Origin of the sequence: Micromonospora auratinigra (assembly GCF_900089595.1) — a bacterium.
Taxonomy (GTDB): domain Bacteria; phylum Actinomycetota; class Actinomycetes; order Mycobacteriales; family Micromonosporaceae; genus Micromonospora; species Micromonospora auratinigra.
In genome coordinates this window covers 2,112,155-2,136,920 of record NZ_LT594323.1, presented here as the reverse complement: position 1 = coordinate 2,136,920, position 24,766 = coordinate 2,112,155, and the positions used below count along the sequence as shown (strand labels likewise).

Genomic DNA, 24,766 nt, shown 5'->3' with positions numbered 1-24,766 from the left:
GAGGTCCCCGCAGCTCCCGTCGGCCGGTGGCCGGCGGCTCGCCGAGAGGAGCCTCCGCATGAGGAGTCCCCGTACCCTGTTCGTCTCCGTCCTCGCGGCCACGGCCACCGTGGCCGCCGCCGTCGTCTGCGTGGTCTCCGGGCCGGCCGCCGCCGCCCAGGGCTGCCGGGTCGACTACCTGCCCAACGTGTGGACCGGCGGGTTCACCGCCGCGGTCCACGTCGCGCCCGGCGATACCGCCGTCAACGGCTGGACCGTCACCTGGACCTACCCGGGTGACCAGCGGATCACCGGCGCGTGGAACGCGGTGGTCACCCAGTCCGGGTCCGCCGTGACCGCCCGCAACGCCTCCTGGAACGCCGGCGTGCCGGCCGGTGGGAGCACCGAGTTCGGCGTGCAGGGGACGGTCGGCGCGGGCGCTCCCGCGCCGACCGGCTTCGCGCTCGACGGCGTACCGTGCAACGGCGCCGCGCCGTCACCGACCGGGTCGCCGAGCCCGAGCCCGACCGCGTCGCCGACCCCCACCGGCTCGCCGACCGGTCCGCCGCCGGCGGGCTGTGCCGGGGCGGTGCTCTGCGACGGGTTCGAGAACCAGACCGGTACGACGCCCGCCGGGGACTGGTCCGTGGTCAACCCCGACTGTGCCGGGGCGGGGCGGGCCGTCGTGGACGGCGCGACCGCGCACAGCGGCAGCCGGGCCGTCCGGATCGACGGCGCGGGCGGCTACTGCAACCACGTGTTCGTCCGCTCCACCCGTGACCTCGGCGCGCTGGGCGCGGTCCGGTACGGCCGGTTCTGGGTACGGCACAGCACGGCGCTGCCCACCGACCACGTGACCCTGCTGGCCATGACCGACGCCGCCGACGGCAACCGCGACCTGCGAATGGGCGGCCAGAACGGCGCCCTGCAGTGGAACCGGGCCTCGGACGACGCGACCCTGCCGGAGCAGAGCCCGGCCGGGGTGGCGCTGAGTCTGCCGCTGCCCACCGGCCGCTGGTCCTGCCTGGAGTTCATGGTGGACGGCGGCACCGGGCAGCTGCGCACCTGGCTGGACGGCGCGGCGGTCACCGGGCTCACCGCCGACGGCGTGCCGACCCACGACATCGACGGCCAGTGGTACAACCGGACCTGGCGACCGCGGCTCACCGACCTGAAGCTGGGGTGGGAGAGCTACGGCGGAGGCGCGGACACCCTCTGGTTCGACGACGTCGCGCTCGGCACCACCCGGATCGGCTGCTGACCGGGTCACCCGGGCCGGGCGGCACCCTCGGCCCGGGTGACCCACCCAGCGTTCATCCGGTGTTGGCAGCGGGTTCGCGGTCCGGGCTTGTCCGGCCGACAGGATCACCGCCAGACTGGGGCCGACCGACACAACGACGTCGGTCGATGCCTTCGTCGTCCCTGGACCGGGAGGATCCCTTGACCACGCCCGCGACCCCGCTGCCCGTCACCGGCACCCGCGTACGCCGCATCCTCGGCTCGTTCGTCCTGCTCACCGCCATGGTGGCCGCCGCCCTGGTCGGCCCGTCGGTGATCTCGCCGAGGCTCGCCGAGCCGGCCCGGGCCGCCGTCTACAGCTCCTGCACGATGACCCGCTGCACCGACGCCCGCACCGCCCGCTCCGGCTGGTCCGCCAAGGGCTTCCCGACCACCCGGGGCTGGTACTCGTGGAGCGGCGGGCTGTGCAACTTCGCCGGCGGCCGGTTCTACAACAACGAGGGCCAGTTGCCCGCCAACGCCACCTACTACGAGTACGACGTCTACCCACGGTCCTGCGGCGCGTCCCGCGACGCGTACCGGATCGTGGTCAACCGGAGCACCGGCGCGACCTGGTTCTCGCCCGACCACTACGGCAACTTCTACCTGCTCTGACCTGGTCGTCGGCGGATCGGGCCACGGCTCGGCCCGATCCGCCGACGAGGAACGGAGGACCGATGGCCGCGACGAACCTGCACCTGCCGGCCTGGCTGGTGTTCGACGGCGACCCGGACGGCGTCGAGGTCGACGCGACGGCCGCCCGTACCCGGGCCGGCCTGTTCGACGCGCTGACCGCGACGCTCGCCCTGCCGGATCACTTCGGGCGCAACTGGGACGCGCTCGCCGACGTGCTGGCCGACCGGCTCGACGCCGGTCCGCTCACCCTGCGGATTCGCGACGCCGGGCTGCTGCTCGCCGACGAGCCGCCGGCCCAGCTCGGCACCCTGCTCGACGTCTTCGGTGGCGTGGCCGCCGGCGGACACCACGCGCTGCGGGTGGTGCTGCACGAGCACCCGGGCCGGCGGGCGGCGCTGCGGCAGCGGATCACCGCCGCCCTGACCTGAGGGCGCCCGGCTCAGTTGGGCCGGTCGAGGATGGCCGCGAAGCGCTCCTCGGCCAGGTCGAGCTGGGCGAAGATGTGCCGCTTCACCGGGGCGGAGAGCGGCGTGTCGGGCCGGCCGATGAGGTCCCGGTAGACCGGCACCAGCGGCCGGTACTTCGCCGCCGACCGGGCCACCTTCGGCCCCACCGTGTGGATCACCCCGACCCCGTTGTCGGTGAAGTCCGACACCTTGATCACCCGCGCCCAGGGTTCACCGTCCAGGCTCGCCGCGACGTGCTCGCGGTACTGCGTGTCACGGTCCCGCTCCGGGTCGTACGCCGGATTGGTCACCGCCCCGACCAGCCGGGCCACCCGCGCGCCGAACCGGTCGGCCAGCACCGCCAGCGCCGCCGTGGTCGGATCCCCGGTGACGTCCGGACCGGCCAGCTCGGCCGGATGGTCCTCCACCGCGTCGTGCAGCAGACCCGCCACGATCACGTCCACGTCCCGCACCTGGTAGTGGTGCATCATCCGGATCGCCACCCGCAGCAGGTGGTTGAGGTACGGCTCGCGCACCCGCCGGTCCTCGCGGTGCAGCTCGGCGGCGAGGTCGAGCGCGGCGGTGAGCCGGGCCCGGGCGGCCTCGTCGAACGCGTCGACCTCCAGCCGGAACCGGGCCACCAGGCCCGGCTCGCCGTGGATCTCGGTGATCGCGTGCATCGGCATCGTGGCGAGGTACGCGGGAAACTCCATGGTCCACTTATAGCGGATCTTCGCTCCGCTCCGGAGCCGGCCGTCGGCCACCCGACCGCCGGCTCACCACCGCCGCCACCGGGGCAGGTCGCGCCGGGACATCAGCCGCCAGAACCGCCGCAGCTCGGACAGCCGGACGTTCTGCCAGGGTGCGCGGATCAACAGGGCGTTCCACCAGCCGGTCAGGTCGGCCTGCCGGGCGCAGAAGTTCTGGTCCATCCGACGCGCGAGCGGTTCACCCTTGGCCGGCAGGGGGCAGAGGCGGAACGGGCAGTCGTCCAGACAGGTGCCGCCCGGTGCGCACCGCTCCCTGCTGTGCACGCTGCGTTCCGGGTCGAGCGGGGACCGGTCGGTGGTGAGGCACGGCGGAAGGTCGCACCGGTCGGCGCGGTGCAGCCGCGCCTCGCGTTCCATCGGCCGGTCGCCGCGTTCCGCGAGGTTGAGCAGCAGCATCACGTCGGCCAGAAGTCGTTCGGCGCGGGGGTCGAGGACACTCCAGCCCATCGAGTCGGGGATCCAGAGCCGCTGGGCGCGCCGCACCTCCACGGACGGGCTGCACGACCCGACCCGACTCGCGGTCTCGCCCTCGTCGATCCAGCAGAACCGCTCCGGTTCCCGGGTGACCAGCGCCTTCACGCACAGCCGCGCGGTGGCCAGCAGGAACGGGTGGGCGACGCACCGGTCCCGGTCGGGCACCTCGCTGCCGGCGACACGCAGCCAGTGCTGCACCAGGCCGACCGGATTGGCGCCGTGCCCGCTGGCCGGCAACGGTTCCGCCGGATCCATCGGTAGGGACAGCAGGGTCAGCGCCTGGACCAGGGCGAGTTGGCTGTACCAGAAGCGGGAGTGACGCAGCGCGAACTCGGCCTTCTCCACGAGGATGCTGCGGTCGGTGCTCGGCCGGCCGAGCGGCAGGATGCGCACGTTGGCCGCGAGCCGGAAGCCCTGGGCGAGGGCGATCTCCCCGGCGAGGTTGAGCCGGCGGCCACCCGCTGCCGAACGGTGGGCGGCGAGTTCGTCGAGCCAACCGGTCAGGTGGCGGGCGGCCTCCCTGGCCGGGTGGTCGTCCGGTGCTTCGGTGTCCCGGCGGGTCGACAGGAACAGCAGCGGCGCCAGCCACCCTCGTAGCTGTTGATCCTGGGCGTCGGTGTTGTCGGCGTCGGGCGTGAGGCACACCGGCCCGGGCGCCCGGACCCGGCGGAGCACGCGGGCGGCGGGCTCACCGCCGAGCCCGATCTCCCGCACGGCAGCCAGGCGCACCCGGTACGAGGTCTCCTGACGGACCAGTCGGAACAGCCCGTCGTAGGCCGGTTCCACGCGGCCGGTGAAGCCGTGTGCCCCGGTGCGGCGCCGGTGACTGATCAGCCGGGCCGCGTCGCCCCAGCGGCGGACGAGGTGCAGTTTCGCCTCGTCGAGCGGACGGTCGCCGACCTCCGGCTCGATGAAGTGCGACCACTCGTCCTCGATGCGCCGGGCGATCGTGGGATGGGCCGGCGGCGTCGCCTCCGCGTCGATTTCCAGGGCGGTGCCGTACAGCTCGAGGCGCCAGCACGGATTCTCCTCCCGGCGGTCCGCCCGTTTGACCAGGTGATCGACCAGGTGGCCCACCTCATCGCCGGCGCGTAGGCCGAGGAACCAGCCGATTCGGCCCTCGGGCCGGTGCGGATGGAGGCTCCGTCGCCGGTCCGGGTCGCGGGAGAGCAGGGTGAACGCGATGAGCAGTTCCTTGCTCGGTGTGGTTCTCCCGGACTCCCGGAGCAGATGCCGGTAGACCTTCGGGGAGGTGAGGAACTGTTCGGCCAGGTACGCCTGGATGACTCCGTGCTGGAAGCGCAGGCCGGTCGGTTCGAGGCCGACGATGGAGAACTCGCCCGCCGTGGTGACGGCGGTGACCAGTGCGGCCTTGTCCCGTACCGTGATCCCGTCGCCGACCCGCCTGGCCAGCTCGGCGAAGACGACGTGGTGCGGGTGGTCCTCGGGTGCGCAGTCGATGAGGTTGTCGTAGCGGATGCTCAGTGAGCCGTGCAGCAGGCCCAGACAGGCGAAGGCGGAGACCACGTCCAGCGCGTGTCTGCGCTCCGGCTCGCCGTGGGCGAAGTCCTCGCAGACGTATCCCTCCTCGATCGCCCGCCGCCAGGCCTTCAGCAACTCCAGCCGAACTGTCGAACGGTCGACGGGATGACTCGCCTCGCCCGGCCCGGGGGATCTGTCGGGGTCCTTCGGCAGCCGGTGGTACCGGTGCAGATCGCGGATCACCTTCAGGTAGAGCGGCGACTCGGTGGCGTCCGAGTCGGAGATGAGGTGGGCGACGACGTCCGTGCCGGGAACCCGCGCGCCGTCGCCGAGACCGAAGGCGAGCGCGTGCCCCTCGCTCAGCGGCTCCAGGCCCACGACCACGGCGGGCATGCTGCGCAGCGGGTCGTACGGTCGGGTGGCCGCGATCAGCGGCAGCCGGTCCGCGGCGGCCCGCCGGAACGCCTCCCGCAGTTCGCTGTCGTGCTGCCCCTCCGGGCCGTGCCCGCCCGCGGTGTCCTGCTGACCGGATGCCCCCAACTCGTCCAGGCCGTCGGCGATCACCGCGATCTTGTTGCTCCACCGCAGTTGTCGCCAGAGCCGGTCACCCTGCCCGCCGCTGTAGAGGTTCGGGTCGATCAGGTCCAGAAAGCGCTGCTGTGCCTCCTTCTCGAAGTTCAGGTGCTCCGGGTTCAGGTCCCGCATCCGCAGCACGATCGGCACGATCCCTCGCGCCGCCAGCTCATGGGTCAGCTGGACGAGGACGGCGCTCTTGCCCGCGCCGACCCCGCCCACCAGCACCATCGGGCAGCGTACGTCGGGGTCGCGGATCCGCTCGATCAACACCTCGCACAGCTCGTCCCGCCCGACGATGTCGCCCAGCGCGTCGTTCGACGTCGTCACCAGGTCCTCGGGCGCCTTCCTGGCGATCCGCTGATAGGCGGGCTCGACCCGGAACCGGGTGAAGAGGTAGAAGATGGCGACGGCGGTGGGCAGGGGAAGCAACTTGGTGACGGCACCGGTGATCTTCGTGCACTGCGCGTCCCTCGGCACCTTGCAGAACGTGTCGTCCACCCATTCGGTGGGCGGAAAGGCGCGTGGCGGGTCGTGGTGCCAGAGGATGTTGGTCAGCGGCAGCACGAGTTGGGTGACGAGCCACACCAGCAGGATCACCACGGTCGCGGTGAGGATGGCGTACCACCACCAGGGGCGGTACCAGTGGCGGGCGGGGGCGGCCGGTCGCGCCGCCGCCAGCCGCTGTTCCTCCTGGTTGTGCCTCGTCCACCAGGTCGTCGAGCGGCGGAGGGCCAGCCGGATCGAGGTGCTCGGCGTCCAGAGCCAGCCGCGCCAGAGCGGACCACGCATCGTTGTGGCACCCCCGTCCGCGCGCCGCCGTCCGAGTGGAGGTGAGCAGGGCTCGCCCCGACCGAGGCTAACCCGCCCCGACCTGCCGAAATGTGGAGTTCAGGATTCCGCTAGGAGGGCGCGGAGAGTCGCTTGACCAGGCGTACGGTGGTCCCCTCCGGGGTGCCGACGATGGTCGCCTCGTCCATCACCCGCGCCATGATCAGCCGGCCGCGACCCCGGTCGCCGCCGTCGTCGCCGCCGTCCTCGGCCCGCCAGCCGCCGTGGTCGCGTACCTCGATCTCCAGCAGGTCGTCGCGTAGCTCGGCGCGGAGCGTGGTGATCCCCTCGGGGGCGAAGCGGTACCCGTGCTCGATGGCGTTGGCGCAGGCCTCTCCGGTCGCGATCAGCACCGTCTCGACGTCCCACTCGTCGACGCCCAGGGCGTACAGCCAGCCGCGCAGCCGCTCCCGGGTGGGGGCCAGCTGACCCGGGTCGGCCGGCACGTCGATGGTGAGGACCGGCCCGGGCGCCGCGGTGCCGGGGCTGCCGGCACCGGTGGTGATCCCACCCTCCACGTTCCGGCCCCCTGTCCCGTGCACGTCCCGGGCCCCGGGCGCTCGTCGGCGCTGTCCCGTTCCTCGCCCTATTGTCCCCACCCGGGTGGGGCTTCATTCGCCGACCCGGGCGGTTCCCGGATCCGGCCCACGCGGCGCGGCGGAACCAGGCGCCCGCTCCACCCCGCGTCGGCCCGTACGCGGGTGACAATCAGCGGGTGGACCGGGTGCTGAATCTGCTGGTGACGCTGCCCCCCGCCCTGGTCCTGGCGTTGGTCTTCCTGCTGCCGGCGCTGGAGTCGTCGACCTTCCTCGGCCTGCTCGTGCCCGGGGAGCTGGCGGTGCTGGTCGGCGGGGTGCTCGCCCACGAACACCGGCTGTCGCTCTGGGCGGTGATCGGGGCGGCGGTCGCCGGGGCGGCGCTCGGCGACCAGATCGGCTACCTGGTCGGCCGCCGGTACGGGCACCGCCTGCTGGCCCGCACGCCGCGCCGGTTCGTCCGCTCCGGGGAGCTGCGTCGGGCTCTGGAGCTGGTCCGCCGGCGGGGCGCGGTCGCGGTGGTGCTGGGCCGCTGGGCGGCGGCGCTGCGGGCACTGGTGCCCGGGCTGGCCGGGATGAGTGGCATTCCCCGCCGGGCGTTCACCGTGGCGAACGTGCTCGGCGGCGCTCTGTGGGCGGTCACCGTGGCGGTGCTCGGCTACCTGGCCGGTGCCTCGTACCGGCTGTTGGAGCGGCGGCTCGGCTGGGGCGGTGAGGCGCTGCTGGTGCTGGTGGTGCTCCTGGTGGCGGTGCGGGTGGTGCGGTCCCGGCGGGCCACGGCCCGGGAGCGGGAGGCAGCCGGCGGGCACCCGTGAGCAGGACGGGTCGGCGCCCGGTGAGGGGACGCCGACCCGGCAGCGGGGGAGCTACAGCGGCAGCCGGCCGGCACCGGACCAGGCCCCGACGACGAGCGGCACCAGCGGCGTCGGCAGCAGGGGGGTGGCCCGCAGCGTCGGGGTCCAGCCGGCGTCGCCGCCCAGGTCCGGGTCGTGCGCGGCGTTGTACGCCCCGAGCAGGTCGACCGGGTGGGCCGGCCCGGTGCCCTGCCGCAGCCAGCTGCCCCGCTCGGTGAGCGCGGTGCCGCCCCAGTCGTGGATCAGGTCGGCCGGGTCCACGTCGTCGGTCAGGGTGAAGAAGTTGTGCTGCGCGACGATCGCCGACTGGACGCCGACGCCCAGCGCGTACTCGAAGCCGGGTCCGCCCAGCCGGTAGTGGTTCTCGTGCACGTCGACCTGGCCGAACCGGACCCGGGGCAGCCGTTGCAGGTCGCCGTCGAAGAGGTTGTGGTGCAGGCTGACCTTGAGCCGGCCGACGTCCGGGCCGACGGTGTTGGACGAGCCGATCAGCATCAGCTTGTCCCGGCCGACGAACCGGTTCCACGAGGCGGTGACCAGGCTGGCCGTGTGGGTGACGTCCAGCGAGCCGTCGTGCACCTGGTAGGGCCGGCCGAAGTAACTCGGCTGGGCGCGGTCCGGGTTGTCGCCGTCGGTGAAGGTGTTGTGGTCCACCCAGACGTGCTCGCTGCGCCGCACCGAGATCTGGTCGTACTGCGAGTTCCAGTTGCCGGTGTCGCCGTCGGTGGGGGACCAGGCGGGGAAGCAGTCCCGGGCGTCGGCGAAGCCGAGGTTGCGCACGATCACGTTGCTGACCTTGTCGATCATCAGGGTCAGCCCGGTCAGCCGCGCGCCGCGCAGCCCGATGATGGTGGTGTTCGACCCGACGTTGAGCTGGGTCTGCCGGGTCTGGTTGGCCACCGAGCGCACCCGGGCGGCCTCCAGCGGGCCGCTCGGGTCGACCCGGCCCCACACCGCCGGGTCGTACGCGGCCAGGTAGTCGGCCAGCCGGTATCCCGGGTCGGCCAGGTCCGCGCAGTCCAGCAGGGTGCCGTCGGGGCGCTCGAAGCCGTCGATCACCCCGTCCACGTACACGATCTTGGGGGTGGCGTCGGCGGCGTTCGTCGCGTTGTCCCCACCGAGGGCGGCGACCAGTTCGGCGCGGCTGCGGACCACGTGCACCCGGTCGGGCGCGGCGGCGGCGCCACCGGTGGTGCCGGGCCCCTCGGCGGCCCACCCGTCGTTCGCCGGCAGGCTCTGCCGGCCGAACTGCTGGGCCGCCCGGGACAGCGGCGGGTCGGCCGGGGTGGCGGACGCGGGTACGGCGGTGCCGACCGCGAGCGTCGCGGCGAGCAGGGCCACGACCGGAGCGGGGGTTCGCATGGCTGTCTCCGTTCTCGTCAGGAGCAGGGAATCGACACGTACGGCCGGACCGCCCACGGCACCCCCGCCTCGGACGGCAGGACACCGGTCCGCGCCGCGGCGCGCAGCACCGCGTTCACGCCCCGCAGCACCCGCACCCGCTGCGGCCCGTCGCCGACCGCGGTCACCAGCGGCCCGCCGAGCAGCGTCGGTTCCGGCGCGTTCCGCAGCGCGTCCAGCACCGCGGTGAACGGCGCGGTACGGGCCAGCGGCGCGAGCAGCGGGCTGCCGGCAGCCCGGTGGTCGAGCAGGTTCTCCAGCAGCCCGTACCGGCCCGGCACCGGGCGCGGCTCCGGCTCGTCGGGCAGCCGCAGCCGATCGGTGGGGTACTCCAGCACCGCCCGGCCCCCGGTCCCGGTCACCAGCACCTCGCCGGGGACGAAGTCCTCCCCGGCCAGGGTGACCGCGGCCAGCACCGGTGGCCCGTGCCGCGGCGTCACCCGCAGCACGGCGGTGTCGTCCACCTCGATCGGGCGCACCCGGTAACGCTCGACCTCGATCCGGGCCGGCACCACCGGTGTGCCGCCGGCGACCTCGGCGACGGCCAGGCACTGCATCACCGCGTGCGCGAGCGGGTTGGCCAGCGCGCCGTCCAGCACCGGCCGCCCGTCGAGGGTCCGCCGGCCGGCCCAGGGGGAGCGGGCGTAGTAGGCGTCGGGGCGCTGCCAGGCGGCCACCGTGGCGATCCCGGTGACCGTGCCGAGCCGGCCGCCGGTGACCGCGTCGGCCAGCGCGGCGAGCGCCGCCGAGCCGAGCGCCTGGAAGCCGACCTGGACCGCCCGCCCGGTGGCCGCCGACGCGGCGGACAGGCTCCGGTGCGCGGCCAGGTCGGGCACCGGCGGCTTCTCCAGCAGCAGGTCCGCCCCGGCGGCGAGCACGTCCAGGGCGATCGGCAGGTGGGTGTGCGGTGGGGTGCAGACCACCACCACGTCGGGGCGTACGGCGGCGAGCATCGCCCGGTGGTCGGTGAAGGTGCGCGCCCCGGGCGGCACCGGGGCGGCCGGCTCGTCCTCCAGGGGGCGCACGTCGACCAGGCCGACCAGGCGCAGCCGCCCGGCGGCGTGCAGCGGCGCGATCGCGCGCCGGTGCCAGCGGCCGTGCCCGTTCGCCCCGACCAGCGCCACCCGGGGCGGTCCGCCGCCCGGCACCGCAGCGGCCGGGCGGGCCGCGCCGGCCGGGCGGGCCGCGCCGCTCGGGACGCCGGAACCCGAGCCGGGGCCGGGGGCCGCGGCGGGACCGGCGCCGGCGGCGGTCACCGCGCACCGGCCAGGGTGGCCCGGACGCCGTGCCGCTCCAGCGCGGTCAGCCAGCCCACGACGTCCGCGCGGACCTCCTCGTCGGCGGCGAGCGCGGCGGGGAACACCTCGCCGACGGCGAAGACCGCGTCCACCACGCCGGCCGGGGTGTCCGGAACGGCGGTCAGGGCGGTGCGGAGCCGGTCGGCGAGCGGGTCGTCCAGCGGCAGCGGTCGGCCGTCGTCGGCGTGACCGCGGACGAAGCGCAGCCAGGCGGCCACCACGAGCGCGGCCCAGTGTGCGGAACGGCCGGCGGCGCGCAGGTCGACGATGGTGTGCAGGATCCGCTGCGGCAGCTTCTGCGAGCCGTCCATGGCGATCTGCAGGGTGCGGTGCCGGATGGCCGGGTTGGCGAAGCGGGCCAGCACCTGCTCCCCGTACGCCGGCACGCTCACCCCGGACGGCGGGGTGAAGCTGGGCGCGACGTCCTCGGCGACCAGCCGGCGCAGCACGGCGTCCAGTCCGGGCAGGGCCAGCGTCTCGGCGACGGTCTCCGCCCCGGCCAGCGCGCCCAGGTAGGCGGTGGCCGAGTGCACCCCGTTGAGCGTGCGCAGCTTCAGCCGCTCCCACGGGCCGGCGTCGCCGGTGAGCGTCGCGCCGGCCCGCTCCCAGGCCGGGCGGCCGGCGGGGAAGTCGTCCTCGATCACCCACTGGGAGTACGGCTCGGCGGCCACCGCCGCCAGGTCGCGCACGCCGAGCGCCCGCCGCGCGGTGTCCAGGGTCGCGGCGGTGGCCGCCGGCACGATCCGGTCCACCATGGTGCCGGGGAAGCCGACGTGCGCGTCGATCCAGCCGGCCGGCCCGTCGGGCACCCGGGCCCGGGCGAGGACCTGGCCGATCAGGCCACGCAGCCGGCGTCCGTTGGCCGGCAGGTTGTCGCAGCTGACCAGGGCCACCGGGCCGGCGTCGGCGGCGGCCCGGGCGAGCAGCCCGCGCAGCAGCAGCCCCGGCACGGTGCGGGGGGCCCGGTCGGTGGTCAGGTCGGCGATCAGCTCCGGGTCGGTGCGCAGCGTCCCCGTGACCGGGTCGAGCTGGTACGCCTTCTCGGTCACGGTCAACGTCACCACCCGGATCGCCGGGTCGGCGAGCAGCCGTACCACGGCCTGCGGGTCGCTCGCCGCGTGCCGGACGCCGGCCAGCGCGCCGACCACCCGGGTGGCCGCGCCCTCGGCGGCGAGCGTGGTGACGCTGAACAGGTGGTCCTGCCCGGCGAGCGCGTCGACCACGGCGGTGCTGCGCGGCGCGATCCCGATGATGCCCCAGTCGCCGCCGGCCGCGCCGACCGCGGCCTCGGTGTGCACGGCCTGGTGGGCGCGGTGGAACGCGCCGAGCCCGAGGTGCACGATGCCGGCCGGCACGGTGCCCGGGCGCAGCAGCGGCCGGCACTGGGCGGGCAGCCGGCGCAGGGTGGCCAGGCCGAGCCGGTCGGTGGTCAGCGCCACGCCGGGCCGTCCGGGAAGCGGAACCGGGCCACCGATGCGGGCCGCATGGTGGCGCTGTAGCCGGGTGCGGTGGGCAGCAGGTAGCGCCCGGCCCGGGTGCGGACCGGGTCGACGAAGTGCTCGTGCAGGTGGTCGACGTACTCGACCATGCGGCCGTCGAGGCCGGTGCCGACCCGCAGGTAGTCGAAGATCGCCAGGTGCTGGACGTACTCGCAGAGGCCGACGCCGCCGGCGTGCGGGCAGACCGGCACCCCGAACTTCGCCGCCATCAGCAGCTCGGCGAGGACCTCGTCGACCCCGCCGACCCGGCAGGCGTCGACCTGCATGACGCCGATCGCCTCCGCCTGGAGCAGCTGCTTGAAGATCACCCGGTTGGCGGCGACCTCGCCAGTGGCCACCCGGCAGCGCCCGGAGGAGAGTTCGGTGACCGCCCGGGCGATCCGGGCGTGACCGAGCACGTCGTCGGCGTGCGTCGGCTCCTCGATCCAGTACGGGTCGACCTCCACCAGCGCGGCCATGTTGGTGATCGCCTCGTCGACGTCCCAGACCTGGTTGGCGTCCATCATCAGCAGCGCGTCCGGGCCGATCTCGGCGCGGATGATCCGGGCCCGGCGCAGGTCGTCGTCGAGCGGGCCGCCGACCTTCATCTTCACCGCCCGCCAGCCGTCGGCGTACGCGGCCCGGGTCAGCGCCCGGACCTTGTCGTCGGGATAGCCGAGCCAACCGACCGAGGTGGTGTACGAGGGGAACCCGTCCCGCTCCAGCGTGGCCAGCCGGTCGGCCAGGCCGTCGCGTCCCTTGTCGAGGATCGCGGCGGCCTCGTCGGGGGTCAGCGCGTCGGTGATGTGGTGGAAGTCGACGCCGGCGACCAGCTCGTCGGTGGGCGTCTCGGCGAGCAGCCGCCACAGCGGCCTTCCGGCCAGCTTGGCCCGCAGGTCCCAGACCGCGTTGACCAGGGCCCCGGTGGCCATGTGGATCACCCCCTTCTCCGGGCCGAGCCAGCGCAGCTGCACGTCGGCGGTGAGCGAGCGCCAGAACGCCACCGGCTCGGCGGCGATCTCCTCGACGGTCCGGCCCCGCACGTGGTGCGCCAGCGCCCGGACCGCCGCGCAGGTGATCTCGTTGCCCCGGCCGTTGGTGAAGGTGAACCCCGCGCCGGTCGGCCCGCCGTCGGTGGCCAGCTCGACGTAGGTGGCCGAGTAGTCGCCCCGGTTGATCGCGTCGGAGCCGTCACCGCTGGCGGCGGTCGGGAACCGCACGTCGTGCACCTCGACGTCGACGATCCTGGTCATGAGTGCCCTCCGGTGAACTTGAAGACCTGCCTGGGCAGCCGGTACGCCAGGTCGACGATCGTCTCGGCGGCCTCGTCCTCGGGCAGCCGGTGCTCGGCGACGAGGCGGGCCAGGAAGCCGGCGTCGACCCGGCGGGCCACGTCGTGGCGTACCGGAATGGAACAGAACGCCCGGGTGTCGTCGACGAACCCGGCCGTGTTGTAGAAGCCCGCGGTCTCGGTGACCGCCTCCCGGAACCGGCGCAGCACCTCCGGCGAGTCCAGGAACCACCAGGGCGCGCCGAGGTGCAGCGCGGCGTAGCCGCCGGCCAGCGGGGCCAGCTCACGGGTGAAGGTGTCCTCGTCGAGGGTGTAGAGCACCACGGTCAGCCGGGGGTCGTTGCCGTGCGCGTCGAGCAGCGGGGCGAGGCCGTGCACGTACTCGGTGGCCTGTGGCACGTCGCCGCCGACGTCACGGCCGTGCCGGGCGTACAGCCGGCGGTTGTGGTTGCGCACCGCGCCCGGGTGCAGCTGCATCACCAGGCCGTCGTCGAGCGACATCCGGGCGAACTCCAGCAGCATGTGCGCCCGGAACGCCTCGGCGTCCGCGGCGTCGGCCCGGCCGCGCCGGCCCCGGTCGTACAGCGCCGCCGCCTGCGCGGGATCGAGATCGAGGGTACGCGCGGTCGGGTGCCCGTGGTCCGACGAGGTCGCGCCGGCCGCGATGAACGCCGCCCGCCGTCGCCGCAGCGCGGCCAGGTAGCCGGCATACGTGCCGGTGTCCTCGCCGGAGACCTCGGCGAGCCGGTCGACGTTGGCCGACCAGTTGTCGAACTCCATGTCCACCACGTCGTCCGGGCGGAAGGTGGTGACCACCCGGCCGCCCGGTCCGCCCCAGCCGTCGGCGGCCAGCTTCGCGTGCCGGCCCAGGTCGTCCAGGGGCGACTCGGTGGTGGCCAGCACCTCGATGCCGAAGCGGGTGAACAGCGCGCGGGGGCGGAACTCCGGTTCGGCGAGGCGGGCGGCCAGTTCGTCGTAGACCGCGTCGGCGGTGGCCGGGGAGAGCGGCGTGGTCACCCCGAACACGTCGGTGAGGGTCTGCTCCAGCCAGAGCCGCGACGGGGTGCCCCGGAACAGGTGCCAGTGTGCGGCGAAACGTCGCCAGATGACCCGCCCGTCGGTCTCCACGGGGCTGCCGTCGACCGTCGGCACCCCCAGCCGGGCCGGGGGCACGCCCTGGCTGAGCAGCATCCGGGTGAGGTAGTGGTCGGGCACCACGAGCAGCCGGGCCGGGTCGGGGAACGCGCGGTCCTCGGCCAGCAGGCCCGGGTCGACGTGCCCGTGCGGGGAGATGATCGGCTGCGCGGCCGCCAGGGCGTACAGCTCGCGGGCGAGGGCGCGCTGACCCGGCTCGGCGGGGAGCAGCAGGTCGCTGCGGAAGGTGGTTCGCACGGAGGAGGGCTCCTCGGTCAGGGGAGGGTGAGCAGGTCGGCGACGCGGACCGGGGCGCCGGTCGTCAGGGACCGGTTCGCGGCCAGGCCGGTGAGCAGGGCCAGCGCGCCGTCGCGCGCGGTGGCGGCCCGGCCCATCGGGTCCGGCTCGCCGCCGAGCAGCACCCGGTTCATCCGGGTGTCCGCGCCGCCGTGCCCCTGCCGGGTCCAGCCGTCGACCGGGATCCGTACCGGTGGTTCCCAGAACGGTCGCAGGGTGAGCCGGGCGGCGCCCTGTTCCGCGGCGGCCTCGTCGCCGTGCAGCGCGGCGCCCTTGAGCGCCCCGGCGACGGCCGGGCTGACGTGGTCGCTCTCGGTGACCTCCAGTTCGAGGCGGCCCCGGCTGCCGTTGACCATCACCCGGTAGCCCTCCCAGGGCGCGTAGGCGGTCAGGTGGTAGGTCATCGTCGCGCCGGTGGAGTAGCGGGCCAGCACGGCGAGGTCGTCCTCGATGGTCACCCCGGGGGCGAAGACGTTGCGGTCGCGCCGGTAGCCGTCCTCGGCCTCGGCGTCGAGGTAGAGCTCGCGCAGCCGGGGGTGGTCGGCCAGCCGCAGGGCGAACGGGTCGTCGGCGGCGGCGGGGGAGCCGTGCGCCCGGTCGTAGTCGCGGGCGTAGCCGTGCCGGCGGCCGGTCTCGCCGTAGAAGAAGAGCCGGCCGGCCGCGTGCACCTCGACCGGGCGGGCGTCCAGCCACCAGTTGACCAGGTCGAAGTGGTGGCCGGACTTGTGCACCAGCAGGCCGCCGGAGGCTGCCTTGTCGCGGTGCCAGCGGCGGAAGTAGTCCGCGCCGTGGCGCACGTCGAGCAGCCACTCGAAGTGCACCGAGCCGATCTCGCCGACCGCGCCGTCGGCGAGCAGCCGCCGGACCTGTTCGTGCAGCGGGTTGTAGCGGTAGTTGAAGGCGACGGTGACCCGCCGCCCGGTCTCGGCGACCGCGTCGAGGATGCGCCGGCAGCGGGGCGCGTCGACGGTCATCGGCTTCTCGGTGACCACGTCGCAGCCGGCCCGCAGGGCGGCCACCACGTATTCGTCGTGGGTGACGTCCACGCTGGTCACCAGCACCACGTCGACCCGCTCCCGGGCCAGCATGGTGGCGAAGTCGGCGGCGGCGTACGTGGGCACCGGCGGGTGGCCCAGCGCGGCCAGCCAGCGGTTGTGCGCGGCCGTCCGGGCCTGGTTGACGTCGGCGAGGGCGACCAGTTCGGCGGTGTCGGCGTGGTCGACGGCGAGCGCCCGGACGAACATCTCGGCGCGCGCGCCGGCGCCGACCAGAGCGTGGCGGACCCGTTTCCGGGCCGGAGGTGACATGGTCGCGGCCTCCCGAGTGCTGCAAAGGTTTGCAGCGAAGAAACCACGCCGGCGGAGACCACGTCAACGATCGATGCGAAAGCCGTCCCTTGAATCCACCTTGGACACGATATGGGGGGTAGGTGGGAGCGGTACCGCAATTCATCCGTGACAATGAAGCGTTGACAGTGGAGCAACCGTTTGCATTAATTGGCGGCACCCACGTGACCACCACCACATCGGACGAGGGGGCCCGCCGTGCCAGCCACCATCCGGGACGTCGCCCGGGCCTCCGGCGTGCACATCTCCACCGTCTCGCGCACCTTCTCCGCCCCGCACCTGGTGAACCCCGAGACCCGGGTACGGGTGCTGGCCAGCGCGGAGGAACTCGGCTACCGGCCCAACCGGGCCGCCCGGGCCCTCATCACCGGCCGGACCCACAACATCGGCCTGATCGTCGCCGACATCGCCAACCCGTTCTTCCCGCCGCTGATCAAGGCGGCCGAGGGGCAGGCCCGGCACCGCGACTACCACGTGTTCGTGGCCGACAGCAACGAGGACCCGGCCACCGAGGAGGACCTGGTCCACGCCCTCGCCAAGCAGGTCGACGGGGTGCTGCTGTGCAGCCCCCGGATGAGCAACGGCCTGATCGAACAGGCCAGCCGGGAGGTGCCGGTGGTGGTGGTGAACCGCCAGGTCGCCGGCCTGCCCTGCGTGATGATGGACGTGGGGCAGGGGGCCCGGGACGCGATCGGGCACCTGCTCGACCTCGGCCACCGGCGGATCGCCCTGCTCGGTGGCCCGCGCGGGTCGTGGACCGCCCGCGAGATGCGCCGCGCGGCCGGCGCCGCCGCCCGGGCCGGCGGCGCCGAGCTGACCGTCCTCGGACCCAACCAGCCCACCGAGACCGGTGGCTCCGCCCTCGCCGAGCCGGTCCGCCGCAGCGGCGTCACCGCCGTGCTCGCGCACAACGACCTGATGGCGATCGGCCTGATCGAAGGGCTCGACGCGCTCGGCCTGCGGGTCCCGCGGGACGTCAGCGTGGTCGGCGTCGACGACATCGCGCTGAGCCGACTCACCCGCCCCAGGTTGACCACGGTGGCCACGCCCAACGCGGCCGCCGGCCGGACGGCCGTCGACATGCTGCTGCAACACGACTCCGACGGGCCACGCGGCGCCCGGGGCCGGGGCGCGGCAGCCGGCGACCGTCGTACCACCGCACAGGTAATGCTCCAGACCGAACTGGTCGTCCGCGACTCGACCGGGCCCGTTCCGTCCTCCGGTCGAGGCGTCCCGCCGGCCTGACGTGGTGGCCCGGGCCCGCATAGCCGTGCGGGCCCGGGCGGCCCGTGGACGGCCGCCGGTGACGTCGTCGCCTCCCACAGCCGAGGAGTGAGCACAGGATGCACCCCGCAACGACCCCCACCGCCGGCGCACCCGCCGGGCGGCATCACCGTACCCCGCTGTCCCGCCGTCGAGTCCTGCGCGGCCTGGCCGCCGTCGCGCTGGCCGTGCCGCTCGCCCTCACCGCCGCCGGCTGCGGCGACGACGACGCCGGCGACGGCGGCCCGATCAAGATCTCCGTGTTCTGGTGGGGCGGCGAGGCCCGGGCCACGCTCACCGAGGACGCGCTGGCGCTCTACACGAAGAAGCACCCGGAGGTGACCTTCGAGAAGACCTGGCAGGCCAACCAGGGCTACTTCGACAAACTGGCCACCCTGACCGCCGGCGGCAACCCGCCCGACCTGTTCCAGATCGACGACAACTACCTGGCCGAGTACGCCGGCCGCAGCACCACCCTCGACCTGGGCGGCTACCGCGACTCGGGCAAGCTCGACGTGTCGAAGTTCCCCAGGAGCCTGCTCGAGTACGGCGTGGTCGACGGCAAGCTCGCCGGGGTGGCCGCCGGGGAGAACACCCAGGGACTGGTCTACAACAAGACCCTGCTGGTCAAGAACGGGCTGCCCGAGCCGACCACCGGGATGAGCTGGGAGCAGCACATCGCCTGGGCCGAGCAGGTGGCGAAGAAGACCAGGGTGCCCGGCACCCAGGACCCGAGCGCCGACTACAAGGCGTTCTGGGTCTGGCTGCGCCAGCAGGGCAAGGACCTCTACAAGGGCAAGGAACTCGGCTTCACCGTCGAGGACGTGACGACGTGGTTCGAGCTGTGGAAGGGCGCCCGCGACCGTGGCGCCACCCCGACCCCGGACGTCATCCACCAGGGCAACGCCACCGACATCACCAAGCAGCTGGTGGTCACCGGCAAGGCGGCCACCTCCTGGGTCTGGGCCAACCAGATGCCCGACCTGAAGAAGAACACCAAGGACGAGTTGGGCGTGGTGGCGTACCCGGGTGACCCGAGCGCGCAGTGGGCCCGGGCCTCGATGTACTGGTCGGTGTTCAAGGGCAGCAAGCACCGCGACGTCGTGGTCGACGTGATCAACTTCCTGGTCAACGACCCCGAGGCGGTCGCGCTGCTCGGCACCGACCGGGGCCTGCCGTCCAACACCGACCTGCGCGCCAAGGTCAGCGAGACCGCCACCGACCCGGCGATGAAGCAGTCGATCCAGGTGGAGGCCGACCTGGCGCAGAAGTTCGGCCCCTCCCCGCAGGTCCCGATCAAGGGACACAGCAAGGTCAAGGCCGAGCTGACCAAGGCCGCCGAGAACGCCCAGTACGGCCGGGCCACCCCGGCCCAGGCGGCCCAGCAGTTCGTCGCCGCCTGCACGTCCGCCATCGCCTGACCCCGCCGAGAAGAAAGGAGCCGGCCCGTGGCCCTCACCACGGCGCCCGGCCGGACCTCCCGTACCGGACCGGCCGGCCCCCGCCCCGCGCGGCGGGGGCCCGGCCGGAACCGGCACGGCGAGGGTCTGGCGGGGTACGTCTTCCTCTCGCCCTGGCTCATCGGACTGATGGGCATCACGGCGATCCCCATGCTGCTCTCGCTCTGGCTGAGCTTCACCGACTACGACATCCTCACCCCGCTGTCCGAGGTGCGCTGGGTGGGGCTGGCCAACTACGAGCGGATGTTCACCGCCGATCCGTCGTACTGGCACGCGGTGCGGGTCACCCTGACCTTCGCGCTGGTGGCCGTACCGCTGAAGCTGGCCGCCGCGCTCGGCGTGGCGCTGCTGCTCAACCGCGCCTGGCGCGGCGTCGGGCTGTTCCGCGCCCTGTTCTACCTGCCGTCGTTGCTCGGCGGGAGCGTGGCGCTGGCCATCGTCTGGGTGAACATGTTCAACCGCGACGGCGCGTTCAACTCGTTCCTGGCGCTCTTCGGTATCGAGGGGCTGCCCTGGGTCAGCGACCCGGACTGGGCCCTGCAGACGCTGATGGTGCTGGCCATCTGGCAGTTCGGCGCGCCCATGGTGATCTTCCTGGCCGGCCTGAAGCAGGTCCCCACCGAGCTGTACGAGGCGGCGTCGGTCGACGGGGCCGGCGCCTGGCGCAGGTTCCGCGCGGTCACCCTGCCGATGCTCTCCCCGGTCATCTTCTTCAACCTGGTGCTGGAGACCATCCACGGCTTCCAGGGCTTCACCGCCGCCTTCGTGCTCAGCAACGGCACCGGCGGCCCGGTCGACTCCACCCTGATGTACACGCTGAAGCTCTACATCTCCGGCTTCACCGACCTGGAGATGGGTTACGCCTCGGCGATGGCCTGGGTGTTCCTGCTCGCCATCGCGCTGATCACCGCCGTCTTCTTCAGCACCGGCCGGTTCTGGGTGCACTACTCGGACGGGGACGACCGGTGAGCGCGAGGAGTGAGCCGGGTCTGCGAGCCCCGCAGTCGCGAACGAAGGAGGACCGGTGAGCGCGAGGAGTGAGCCGGGTCTGCGAGCCCCGCAGTCGCGAACGAAGGAGGACCGGTGAGCGCGAGGAGTGAGCCGGGTCTGCGAGCCCCGCAGTCGCGAACGAAGGAGGACCGGTGAGCGCGAGGAGTGAGCCGGGTCTGCGAGCCCCGCAGTCGCGAACGGACCAGGCCCGGTGAGCGCGCGCGGCGGCCGGCAGGCGCTGCGGCTGCTGATCCTGGTCGCGATCGTCGCCGTGGTGCTCTATCCGCTGATCTGGATGCTCGGCACCTCGGTCAAGTCGCCGGCCGAGATCGTCAACAACGTCGGGCTGCTGCCGCGCCGGTTCAGCCCCGGCAACTACGCCGACGGCTGGACCAACTTCGACATCGGCTTCGGCCGGTTCTTCCTCAACAGCGCGCTCGTCAGCCTGCTCACCGTCATCGGCAACGCGCTGTCCTGCCTGCTGGCCGCGTACGCCCTCGGGCGGCTGCGGTTCCGGCTGCGTCGGGTCTGGTTCACCGTCATGATTGGCACCCTGCTGCTGCCCGGGCACGTGCTGATCGTGCCGCAGTACATCCTGTTCCGCAGCCTCGGCCTGGTCGGCGGGGACTGGCCGTACCTGCCACTGCTCATCCCGCACTTCCTGGCCACCGAGGCGTTCTTCGTGTTCCTGATGGTCCAGTTCATGCGCGGCATCCCCCGCGAGCTGGACGAGGCCGCCAAGATCGACGGGGCCTCCCCGTACGGCGTCTTCCGGCACGTCATTCTGCCGCTGAGCCGCCCCGCTCTGGTCACCACCGCGATCTTCTCGTTCATCTGGACCTGGAACGACTTCTTCCGGCAACTGGTCTTCCTGTCCAGGTTGGAGGACTACACGGTGCCGGTGGCACTGACCCTGTTCATCGACTCCACCAGCCAGAGCGCGGTCGGGCCGATGTTCGCCATGTCGGTGCTGTCGCTGCTGCCGGTCTTCCTGTTCTTCCTCGCCTTCCAGCGGATGCTGGTCGAGGGCATCAACACCAGCGGGCTCAAGGGATGACCGTCGAGCACCCCCGCCGGGACTGGCGGGACACCCTGCGCGAGGCCACCGACCTGGCCCTGCTCGGCTTCGCCCTGTGCCTGGCCGCGCTGCCGCTGCTCACCGTCGCCCCGGCCGTCGCCACCGCCAGCGCCGCGCTGCACGACCGGAGCGTCACCGGCGGCTGGCCCGACGTGCGGACCACCGTCGTCCGGTTCGGCCGGGCGCTGCCGGGCGGGCTGGCGGTGAGCGCCGTCGGGCTGCTCACCGCCGCCGCGCTCGCCGCCGACCTGCTCGCCCTGGCCACCGGCCGGGTGCCCGGTGGCAGCCCCGCGCTGGCCGGCACCGCCGTCGTGGTCGCCGCCCTGCTCGGCTACGCGGGCCTGGTCGCCGTCGCCGTCGGGCGCACCGGCGGCCGGGGCTGGCGGGCGGCCGCCCGGGAGGTGGCCCGCGGCTGCCCGCAGCGGCCCGGCACCTGGGCCGCCGCCGCCGGGGTGTGCTGCCTGGCCGGGCTGCTCGCCGTGCTGGTCACCCCCGTCGCGGTGCCGATCCTCGCCGGCTACGCCCTCGCCGCGGTGCACGCGGTGGATGCCCGGGGCCCCGCCCTGGCGGCGGAGCCGGTCGACGCCCCGGCGATCCGGTCGGAGCCGTCGTGACCGCCGGTTCCCACGCCGGGGACGGCGTGGCCGACCCCGCCGCCGCGGCCCGGCCCGCGGCGGAGCGTCTGGTCGTGGGCGGGGTCGAGGTGGCCCGCTACGTGGTGGCCCCCGACCTGGACCGCCGGCACGGCCCTCGGCCGTACCTGCACCCGGTGCGGACCCGGTCCGGGACCCCGGTCACCGACGTGCTCCCCGCCGACCACGTCTGGCACCTCGGCGCGTCCCTCGCGGTGCAGGACGTCGACGGCGCCAACCTCTGGGGCGGGCGCACCTACCTGCGGGACACCGGCTACGCCTGGCGCGACGACCACGGCGTGATCGTCCACACCGGCTGGCGGGAGCGGGCGGCCGACCGGCTCGACCACGACCTCGAATGGCGGGACCGCGACGGCCGTCCGCTGCTGCGCGAGCGCCGCCGGCTGGCCGCCGCCCCGGCCGGCGCCGACGCCTGGTGGCTGGACCTGGACAGCACCCTCACCTCGGCCACCGGCCGCGACGTGCGCCTGGGCAGCCCGGCCACCAACGGCCGCCCCGGTGGGGCCGGCTACGGCGGGTTCTTCTGGCGGGCCGTCGCCGACGGGGAGCCGGACGTCTTCACCGTCGACGCCGCGGGGGAGGAGACCGTCAACGGCAGCGCGGCGCCCTGGCTGGCACTGACCGCCGAGGCGCCGGGCGGCGGGGCGTACACCCTGGTCCTGACCGGGCTGGCCGACGGCGACCGGTGGTTCGTGCGGACCGCGATGTACCCGGGCGTCTGCGCCGCGTACGCCTTCGACCGGCCGGCGGTGGTCGCTGCCGACCGGGCCCGGCACCGCCGGCACCGGGTGCTGGTCGCCGACGGCCGGCTGGACCGGGCGGCCGTCGCGGCGCGGCTGGACCGGACGGCCGGCGGGTGACCGGCGCGACGCCCGGGCCGGAGGTGGCCTGCCTGGGGGAGACCATGGTGGTGCTCGCCCCCGCGCCCGGCACCGCGCTGGCGCACGCCGACCGGCTCGCCGTCGGGGTCGGCGGCGCCGAGTCCAACGTGGCGATGGGACTGGCCCGGCTCGGCCACCGGGTCGCCTGGGTCGGTCGGGTCGGCGACGACCCGTTCGGCCGGCGGGTGCTCCGGGAGGTCGCCGCCGCGGGGGTGGACACCTCACTGGTCACCGTCGACCCGGCCGCGCCGACGGGGGTCTACCTCAAGGATCCCGACCCGGCCGGCACCCGGGTGCACTACTACCGGGCCGGCTCCGCCGCCGCCCGGCTGAGCGCCGACGACCTCGCCGATCCTCGGCTGGCCGGGGTACGGCTGCTGCACCTGACCGGGATCACCCCCGCGCTCTCGGCCGGCTGCCGCGACCTGGTGGCGTACGCGGTGACCGCCCGTCCGCTGCCCGGCGCGCGGATCAGCTTCGACGTCAACCACCGGCCCGCCCTCTGGTCGGCCGGCCAGGCCGCCCCGGTGCTGCGTGACCTGGCCGACGCGGCCGACGTGGTGCTGGTCGGCCTGGACGAGGCGTGGACGCTCTGGGGCGTCGCCGACCCGGCCGACGTCCGGGAGCTGCTGCCCGGGCCGGACCTGGTGGTGGTCAAGGACGGGGCGGTGGGCGCGACCGCGCTGCCGCGCGGCGGGACGGCGGTCTTCGTGCCGGCGCCGGCGGTGGCCGTGGTGGAGCCGGTGGGGGCGGGTGACGCCTTCGCCGCCGGCTTCCTCGCCGGCCTGCTGCGCGACCTCGACCTCCGGTCCTGCCTGCGGCTCGGTCACCTCACCGCGGCCCCGGTGCTCGCCGCCCCGGGCGACACCGCCCCGCCGCCCGACCCGGTCCGGACCGCGCGGGCGCTGGCCCTGTCCGAGGCGGGGTGGGCGGCGCTGGAGCCGGTCGCCGGCCGCGCCGCCCCGCCGTCGCCCGGCGGTCACCGTGGAGGAGTCAGCAGATGAGCGCGCACGACTTCGCGCCGATCTTCGGCGCGGCGCGGGTGATGGTGATCCTGCGCGACCTGCCACCCGACGAGACGGTGCGGCTCGCCGAGCGGGCCTGGGACCTCGGCATCGACGTGGTGGAGGTGCCCATCCGTACCCCGGAGGCGGTCACCGCCCTGCACGCCGCCGTGCGGGCGGGCCGCCGTCGGGACCGGCTCGTCGGGGCCGGTACGGTCCGCACCCCGGCCCAGGTCCGGCAGGCGGCCACGGCCGGGGCCGCCTTCACCGTCGCCCCCGGCCTGGACCCGGCCGTCGCGGACGTGGCGTTGAGCTACGGGCTCCCGCACCTGCCCGGGGTGGCCACCCCCACCGAGGCGCAGCGCGCCCTCGACCACGGCCTGCGCTGGCTCAAGGCGTTCCCGGCGGTGAGCCTCGGGCCGGCCTGGTTCCGGGCGGTCGCCGGACCGCTGCCCGAGGCGCGCTTCGTCGCCACCGGCGGGATCGACGCGGACAACGCGGGCGACTTCCTGGCCGCCGGGGTCCGGGTGGTGGCCGTCGGCTCGGCCCTGGCCGATCCCCGGCAGATCCCTCGCCTCGCCCGGCTCGCCGCCGAGCGGTGACGGTCAGCCGTTCGGGCCGAAGAGGCTGATCAGGACCAGTGCGGCGACGAGCGCCAGCAACCAGAGCAGCGCCCGGCCGCTCGGCCTCGGCCCGTCCCGCAGCAGCCGCACCCCGAGGGGCACCAGCGCGTAGCAGAGCCCGCCGACGGCGATCAGCGACTGCGGGACCTGGGTGCCCTTCAACGTGCCCAGGGCGAGCGCCGACATCAGGGCGAGGGCGACCGCCCTCGGCCGGCTCAGCGCCCGCGACCGGTACGCGCCGACGGCGAGGACGACCCAGCCGGTCACCACGGCCAGGGCCGGGAAACGGAAGAGGTGCCAGGCGCCGTAGGTGTCCCCCACGATCCGGGTCGCCTCCTGCGCACCCTCGGCCCGGACGAGTTGGAACGCCATGTGGTCGATGCCGCCGTGGAAGGTGCGCGTGAACAGGCCGAGGATGACCAGACCGGCCCCCCAGGCCGCCCAGGTCGGGTGGGTGCGGCCGATCAACCGGGCCAGCGCGGCCACGCCCGGTGTCAGGACCACCATGCCGGCGGTGAACAGGCTGTACGCGGCCACCAGGAGCGCCGGATGGGCCTGGTACGCGGCGAGCTGCTGCGGGAAGAAGTAGTGGAAGCGGATCCGGAGCAGGATTCCGGCGAGGACCAGCAGCGGGCCGAGGACCAGCGAGATGCCACCGACCCACCGCCCCGGAAACGAGTAGTTCGTCATGTCCACCGACGCTGCCCGGT

Annotated in this window: 22 protein-coding genes; 12 read left to right on the top strand and 10 right to left on the bottom strand. The window is 74.4% G+C overall.

Translation table 11 applies throughout. The features are described from left to right. The first annotated feature begins 58 nt into the window (after window positions 1-58). The 3 genes from GA0070611_RS09815 (at window position 59) to GA0070611_RS09805 (ending at window position 2,321) form a co-directional block, all read left to right on the top strand. Window positions 59-1,240, top strand: coding sequence for a cellulose-binding domain-containing protein (locus GA0070611_RS09815; RefSeq protein WP_091661240.1), 1,182 nt, complete (start codon window positions 59-61; stop codon window positions 1,238-1,240). 260 nt (window positions 1,241-1,500) lie between these two features. Continuing rightward, window positions 1,501-1,872: a ribonuclease domain-containing protein gene (locus GA0070611_RS09810; protein WP_231921489.1), complete on the top strand. Its 372-nt coding sequence runs from the start codon at window positions 1,501-1,503 to the stop codon at window positions 1,870-1,872. A 62-nt stretch (window positions 1,873-1,934) separates the two neighbouring features. After that, window positions 1,935-2,321: a barstar family protein gene (locus GA0070611_RS09805; protein ID WP_091661234.1), complete on the top strand. Its 387-nt coding sequence runs from the start codon at window positions 1,935-1,937 to the stop codon at window positions 2,319-2,321. An 11-nt stretch (window positions 2,322-2,332) separates the two neighbouring features. Here the strand turns inward: GA0070611_RS09805 and GA0070611_RS09800 are convergent, their stop codons facing one another. From GA0070611_RS09800 to GA0070611_RS09790, 3 genes are all read right to left on the bottom strand, one after another. Next, the gene (locus GA0070611_RS09800) at window positions 2,333-3,052 is read right to left on the bottom strand and encodes an HD domain-containing protein (RefSeq protein WP_091661230.1); all 720 of its coding nucleotides are present in this window, start codon (window positions 3,050-3,052) and stop codon (window positions 2,333-2,335) included. A 63-nt stretch (window positions 3,053-3,115) separates the two neighbouring features. Next, the gene (locus tag GA0070611_RS09795; protein WP_091661227.1) at window positions 3,116-6,430 is read right to left on the bottom strand and encodes an NACHT domain-containing protein; all 3,315 of its coding nucleotides are present in this window, start codon (window positions 6,428-6,430) and stop codon (window positions 3,116-3,118) included. A 110-nt stretch (window positions 6,431-6,540) separates the two neighbouring features. Beyond that, entirely contained in the window at window positions 6,541-6,987 is a 447-nt protein-coding gene (locus tag GA0070611_RS09790; RefSeq protein ID WP_231921390.1) for an ATP-binding protein, read from the bottom strand. Window positions 6,988-7,184: 197 nt separating this feature from the next. Between GA0070611_RS09790 and GA0070611_RS09785 the strand changes: the two genes are divergently transcribed. Continuing rightward, a complete protein-coding gene (locus GA0070611_RS09785; protein ID WP_197675896.1) occupies window positions 7,185-7,820 on the top strand; it encodes a DedA family protein in 636 nt (211 codons plus the stop codon). A gap of 51 nt (window positions 7,821-7,871) precedes the next feature. Here GA0070611_RS09785 and GA0070611_RS09780 read toward each other — a convergent pair whose 3' ends face one another. The 6 genes from GA0070611_RS09780 to GA0070611_RS09755 all read right to left on the bottom strand — a co-directional run bounded on the left by GA0070611_RS09780 (window position 7,872) and on the right by GA0070611_RS09755 (window position 16,065). Further along, entirely contained in the window at window positions 7,872-9,221 is a 1,350-nt protein-coding gene (locus tag GA0070611_RS09780; protein ID WP_091661223.1) for a pectate lyase family protein, read from the bottom strand. 17 nt (window positions 9,222-9,238) lie between these two features. Next, entirely contained in the window at window positions 9,239-10,384 is a 1,146-nt protein-coding gene (locus GA0070611_RS09775) for a Gfo/Idh/MocA family protein (protein WP_407940431.1), read from the bottom strand. 128 nt (window positions 10,385-10,512) lie between these two features. Continuing rightward, window positions 10,513-11,997, bottom strand: coding sequence for a mannitol dehydrogenase family protein (locus GA0070611_RS09770; RefSeq protein WP_091661220.1), 1,485 nt, complete (start codon window positions 11,995-11,997; stop codon window positions 10,513-10,515). Next, entirely contained in the window at window positions 11,988-13,289 is a 1,302-nt protein-coding gene (locus GA0070611_RS09765) for an enolase C-terminal domain-like protein (protein ID WP_091661215.1), read from the bottom strand. The genes GA0070611_RS09770 and GA0070611_RS09765 overlap by 10 nt, the downstream gene beginning before the upstream one ends. Further along, the gene (uxaC, locus tag GA0070611_RS09760) at window positions 13,286-14,719 is read right to left on the bottom strand and encodes a glucuronate isomerase (protein ID WP_091661211.1); all 1,434 of its coding nucleotides are present in this window, start codon (window positions 14,717-14,719) and stop codon (window positions 13,286-13,288) included. The genes GA0070611_RS09765 and uxaC overlap by 4 nt, the downstream gene beginning before the upstream one ends. Window positions 14,720-14,736: 17 nt before the next feature. Continuing rightward, a complete protein-coding gene (locus GA0070611_RS09755) occupies window positions 14,737-16,065 on the bottom strand; it encodes a Gfo/Idh/MocA family protein (protein WP_091661208.1) in 1,329 nt (442 codons plus the stop codon). Window positions 16,066-16,302: 237 nt separating this feature from the next. Between GA0070611_RS09755 and GA0070611_RS09750 the strand changes: the two genes are divergently transcribed. The 8 genes from GA0070611_RS09750 (at window position 16,303) to GA0070611_RS09715 (ending at window position 24,035) form a co-directional block, all read left to right on the top strand. Beyond that, window positions 16,303-17,349 (top strand): LacI family DNA-binding transcriptional regulator, encoded by a 1,047-nt coding sequence (locus tag GA0070611_RS09750; protein ID WP_091661206.1) that lies wholly within the window; start codon window positions 16,303-16,305, stop codon window positions 17,347-17,349. Window positions 17,350-17,447: 98 nt separating this feature from the next. Then, window positions 17,448-18,788, top strand: coding sequence for an ABC transporter substrate-binding protein (locus tag GA0070611_RS09745; protein ID WP_091661203.1), 1,341 nt, complete (start codon window positions 17,448-17,450; stop codon window positions 18,786-18,788). Between the two features lie 27 nt (window positions 18,789-18,815). Continuing rightward, a complete protein-coding gene (locus GA0070611_RS09740; protein ID WP_091661199.1) occupies window positions 18,816-19,796 on the top strand; it encodes a carbohydrate ABC transporter permease in 981 nt (326 codons plus the stop codon). Between the two features lie 316 nt (window positions 19,797-20,112). Next, window positions 20,113-20,874, top strand: coding sequence for a carbohydrate ABC transporter permease (locus GA0070611_RS09735; protein WP_231921488.1), 762 nt, complete (start codon window positions 20,113-20,115; stop codon window positions 20,872-20,874). Continuing rightward, window positions 20,871-21,509: a hypothetical protein gene (locus GA0070611_RS09730; protein WP_091661191.1), complete on the top strand. Its 639-nt coding sequence runs from the start codon at window positions 20,871-20,873 to the stop codon at window positions 21,507-21,509. Before GA0070611_RS09735 ends, GA0070611_RS09730 begins: the two co-directional genes overlap by 4 nt. Further along, window positions 21,506-22,408 (top strand): DUF6807 domain-containing protein, encoded by a 903-nt coding sequence (locus GA0070611_RS09725; RefSeq protein ID WP_091661187.1) that lies wholly within the window; start codon window positions 21,506-21,508, stop codon window positions 22,406-22,408. Before GA0070611_RS09730 ends, GA0070611_RS09725 begins: the two co-directional genes overlap by 4 nt. Next, entirely contained in the window at window positions 22,405-23,433 is a 1,029-nt protein-coding gene (locus tag GA0070611_RS09720; protein ID WP_231921389.1) for a sugar kinase, read from the top strand. Before GA0070611_RS09725 ends, GA0070611_RS09720 begins: the two co-directional genes overlap by 4 nt. Beyond that, window positions 23,430-24,035 (top strand): bifunctional 4-hydroxy-2-oxoglutarate aldolase/2-dehydro-3-deoxy-phosphogluconate aldolase, encoded by a 606-nt coding sequence (locus tag GA0070611_RS09715; protein WP_091661180.1) that lies wholly within the window; start codon window positions 23,430-23,432, stop codon window positions 24,033-24,035. The genes GA0070611_RS09720 and GA0070611_RS09715 overlap by 4 nt, the downstream gene beginning before the upstream one ends. A 3-nt stretch (window positions 24,036-24,038) precedes the next feature. On the opposite strand, the gene GA0070611_RS09710 is transcribed toward GA0070611_RS09715, so the two are convergent. Beyond that, a complete protein-coding gene (locus tag GA0070611_RS09710) occupies window positions 24,039-24,746 on the bottom strand; it encodes a hypothetical protein (protein WP_091661177.1) in 708 nt (235 codons plus the stop codon). Window positions 24,747-24,766: the final 20 nt, after the last annotated feature.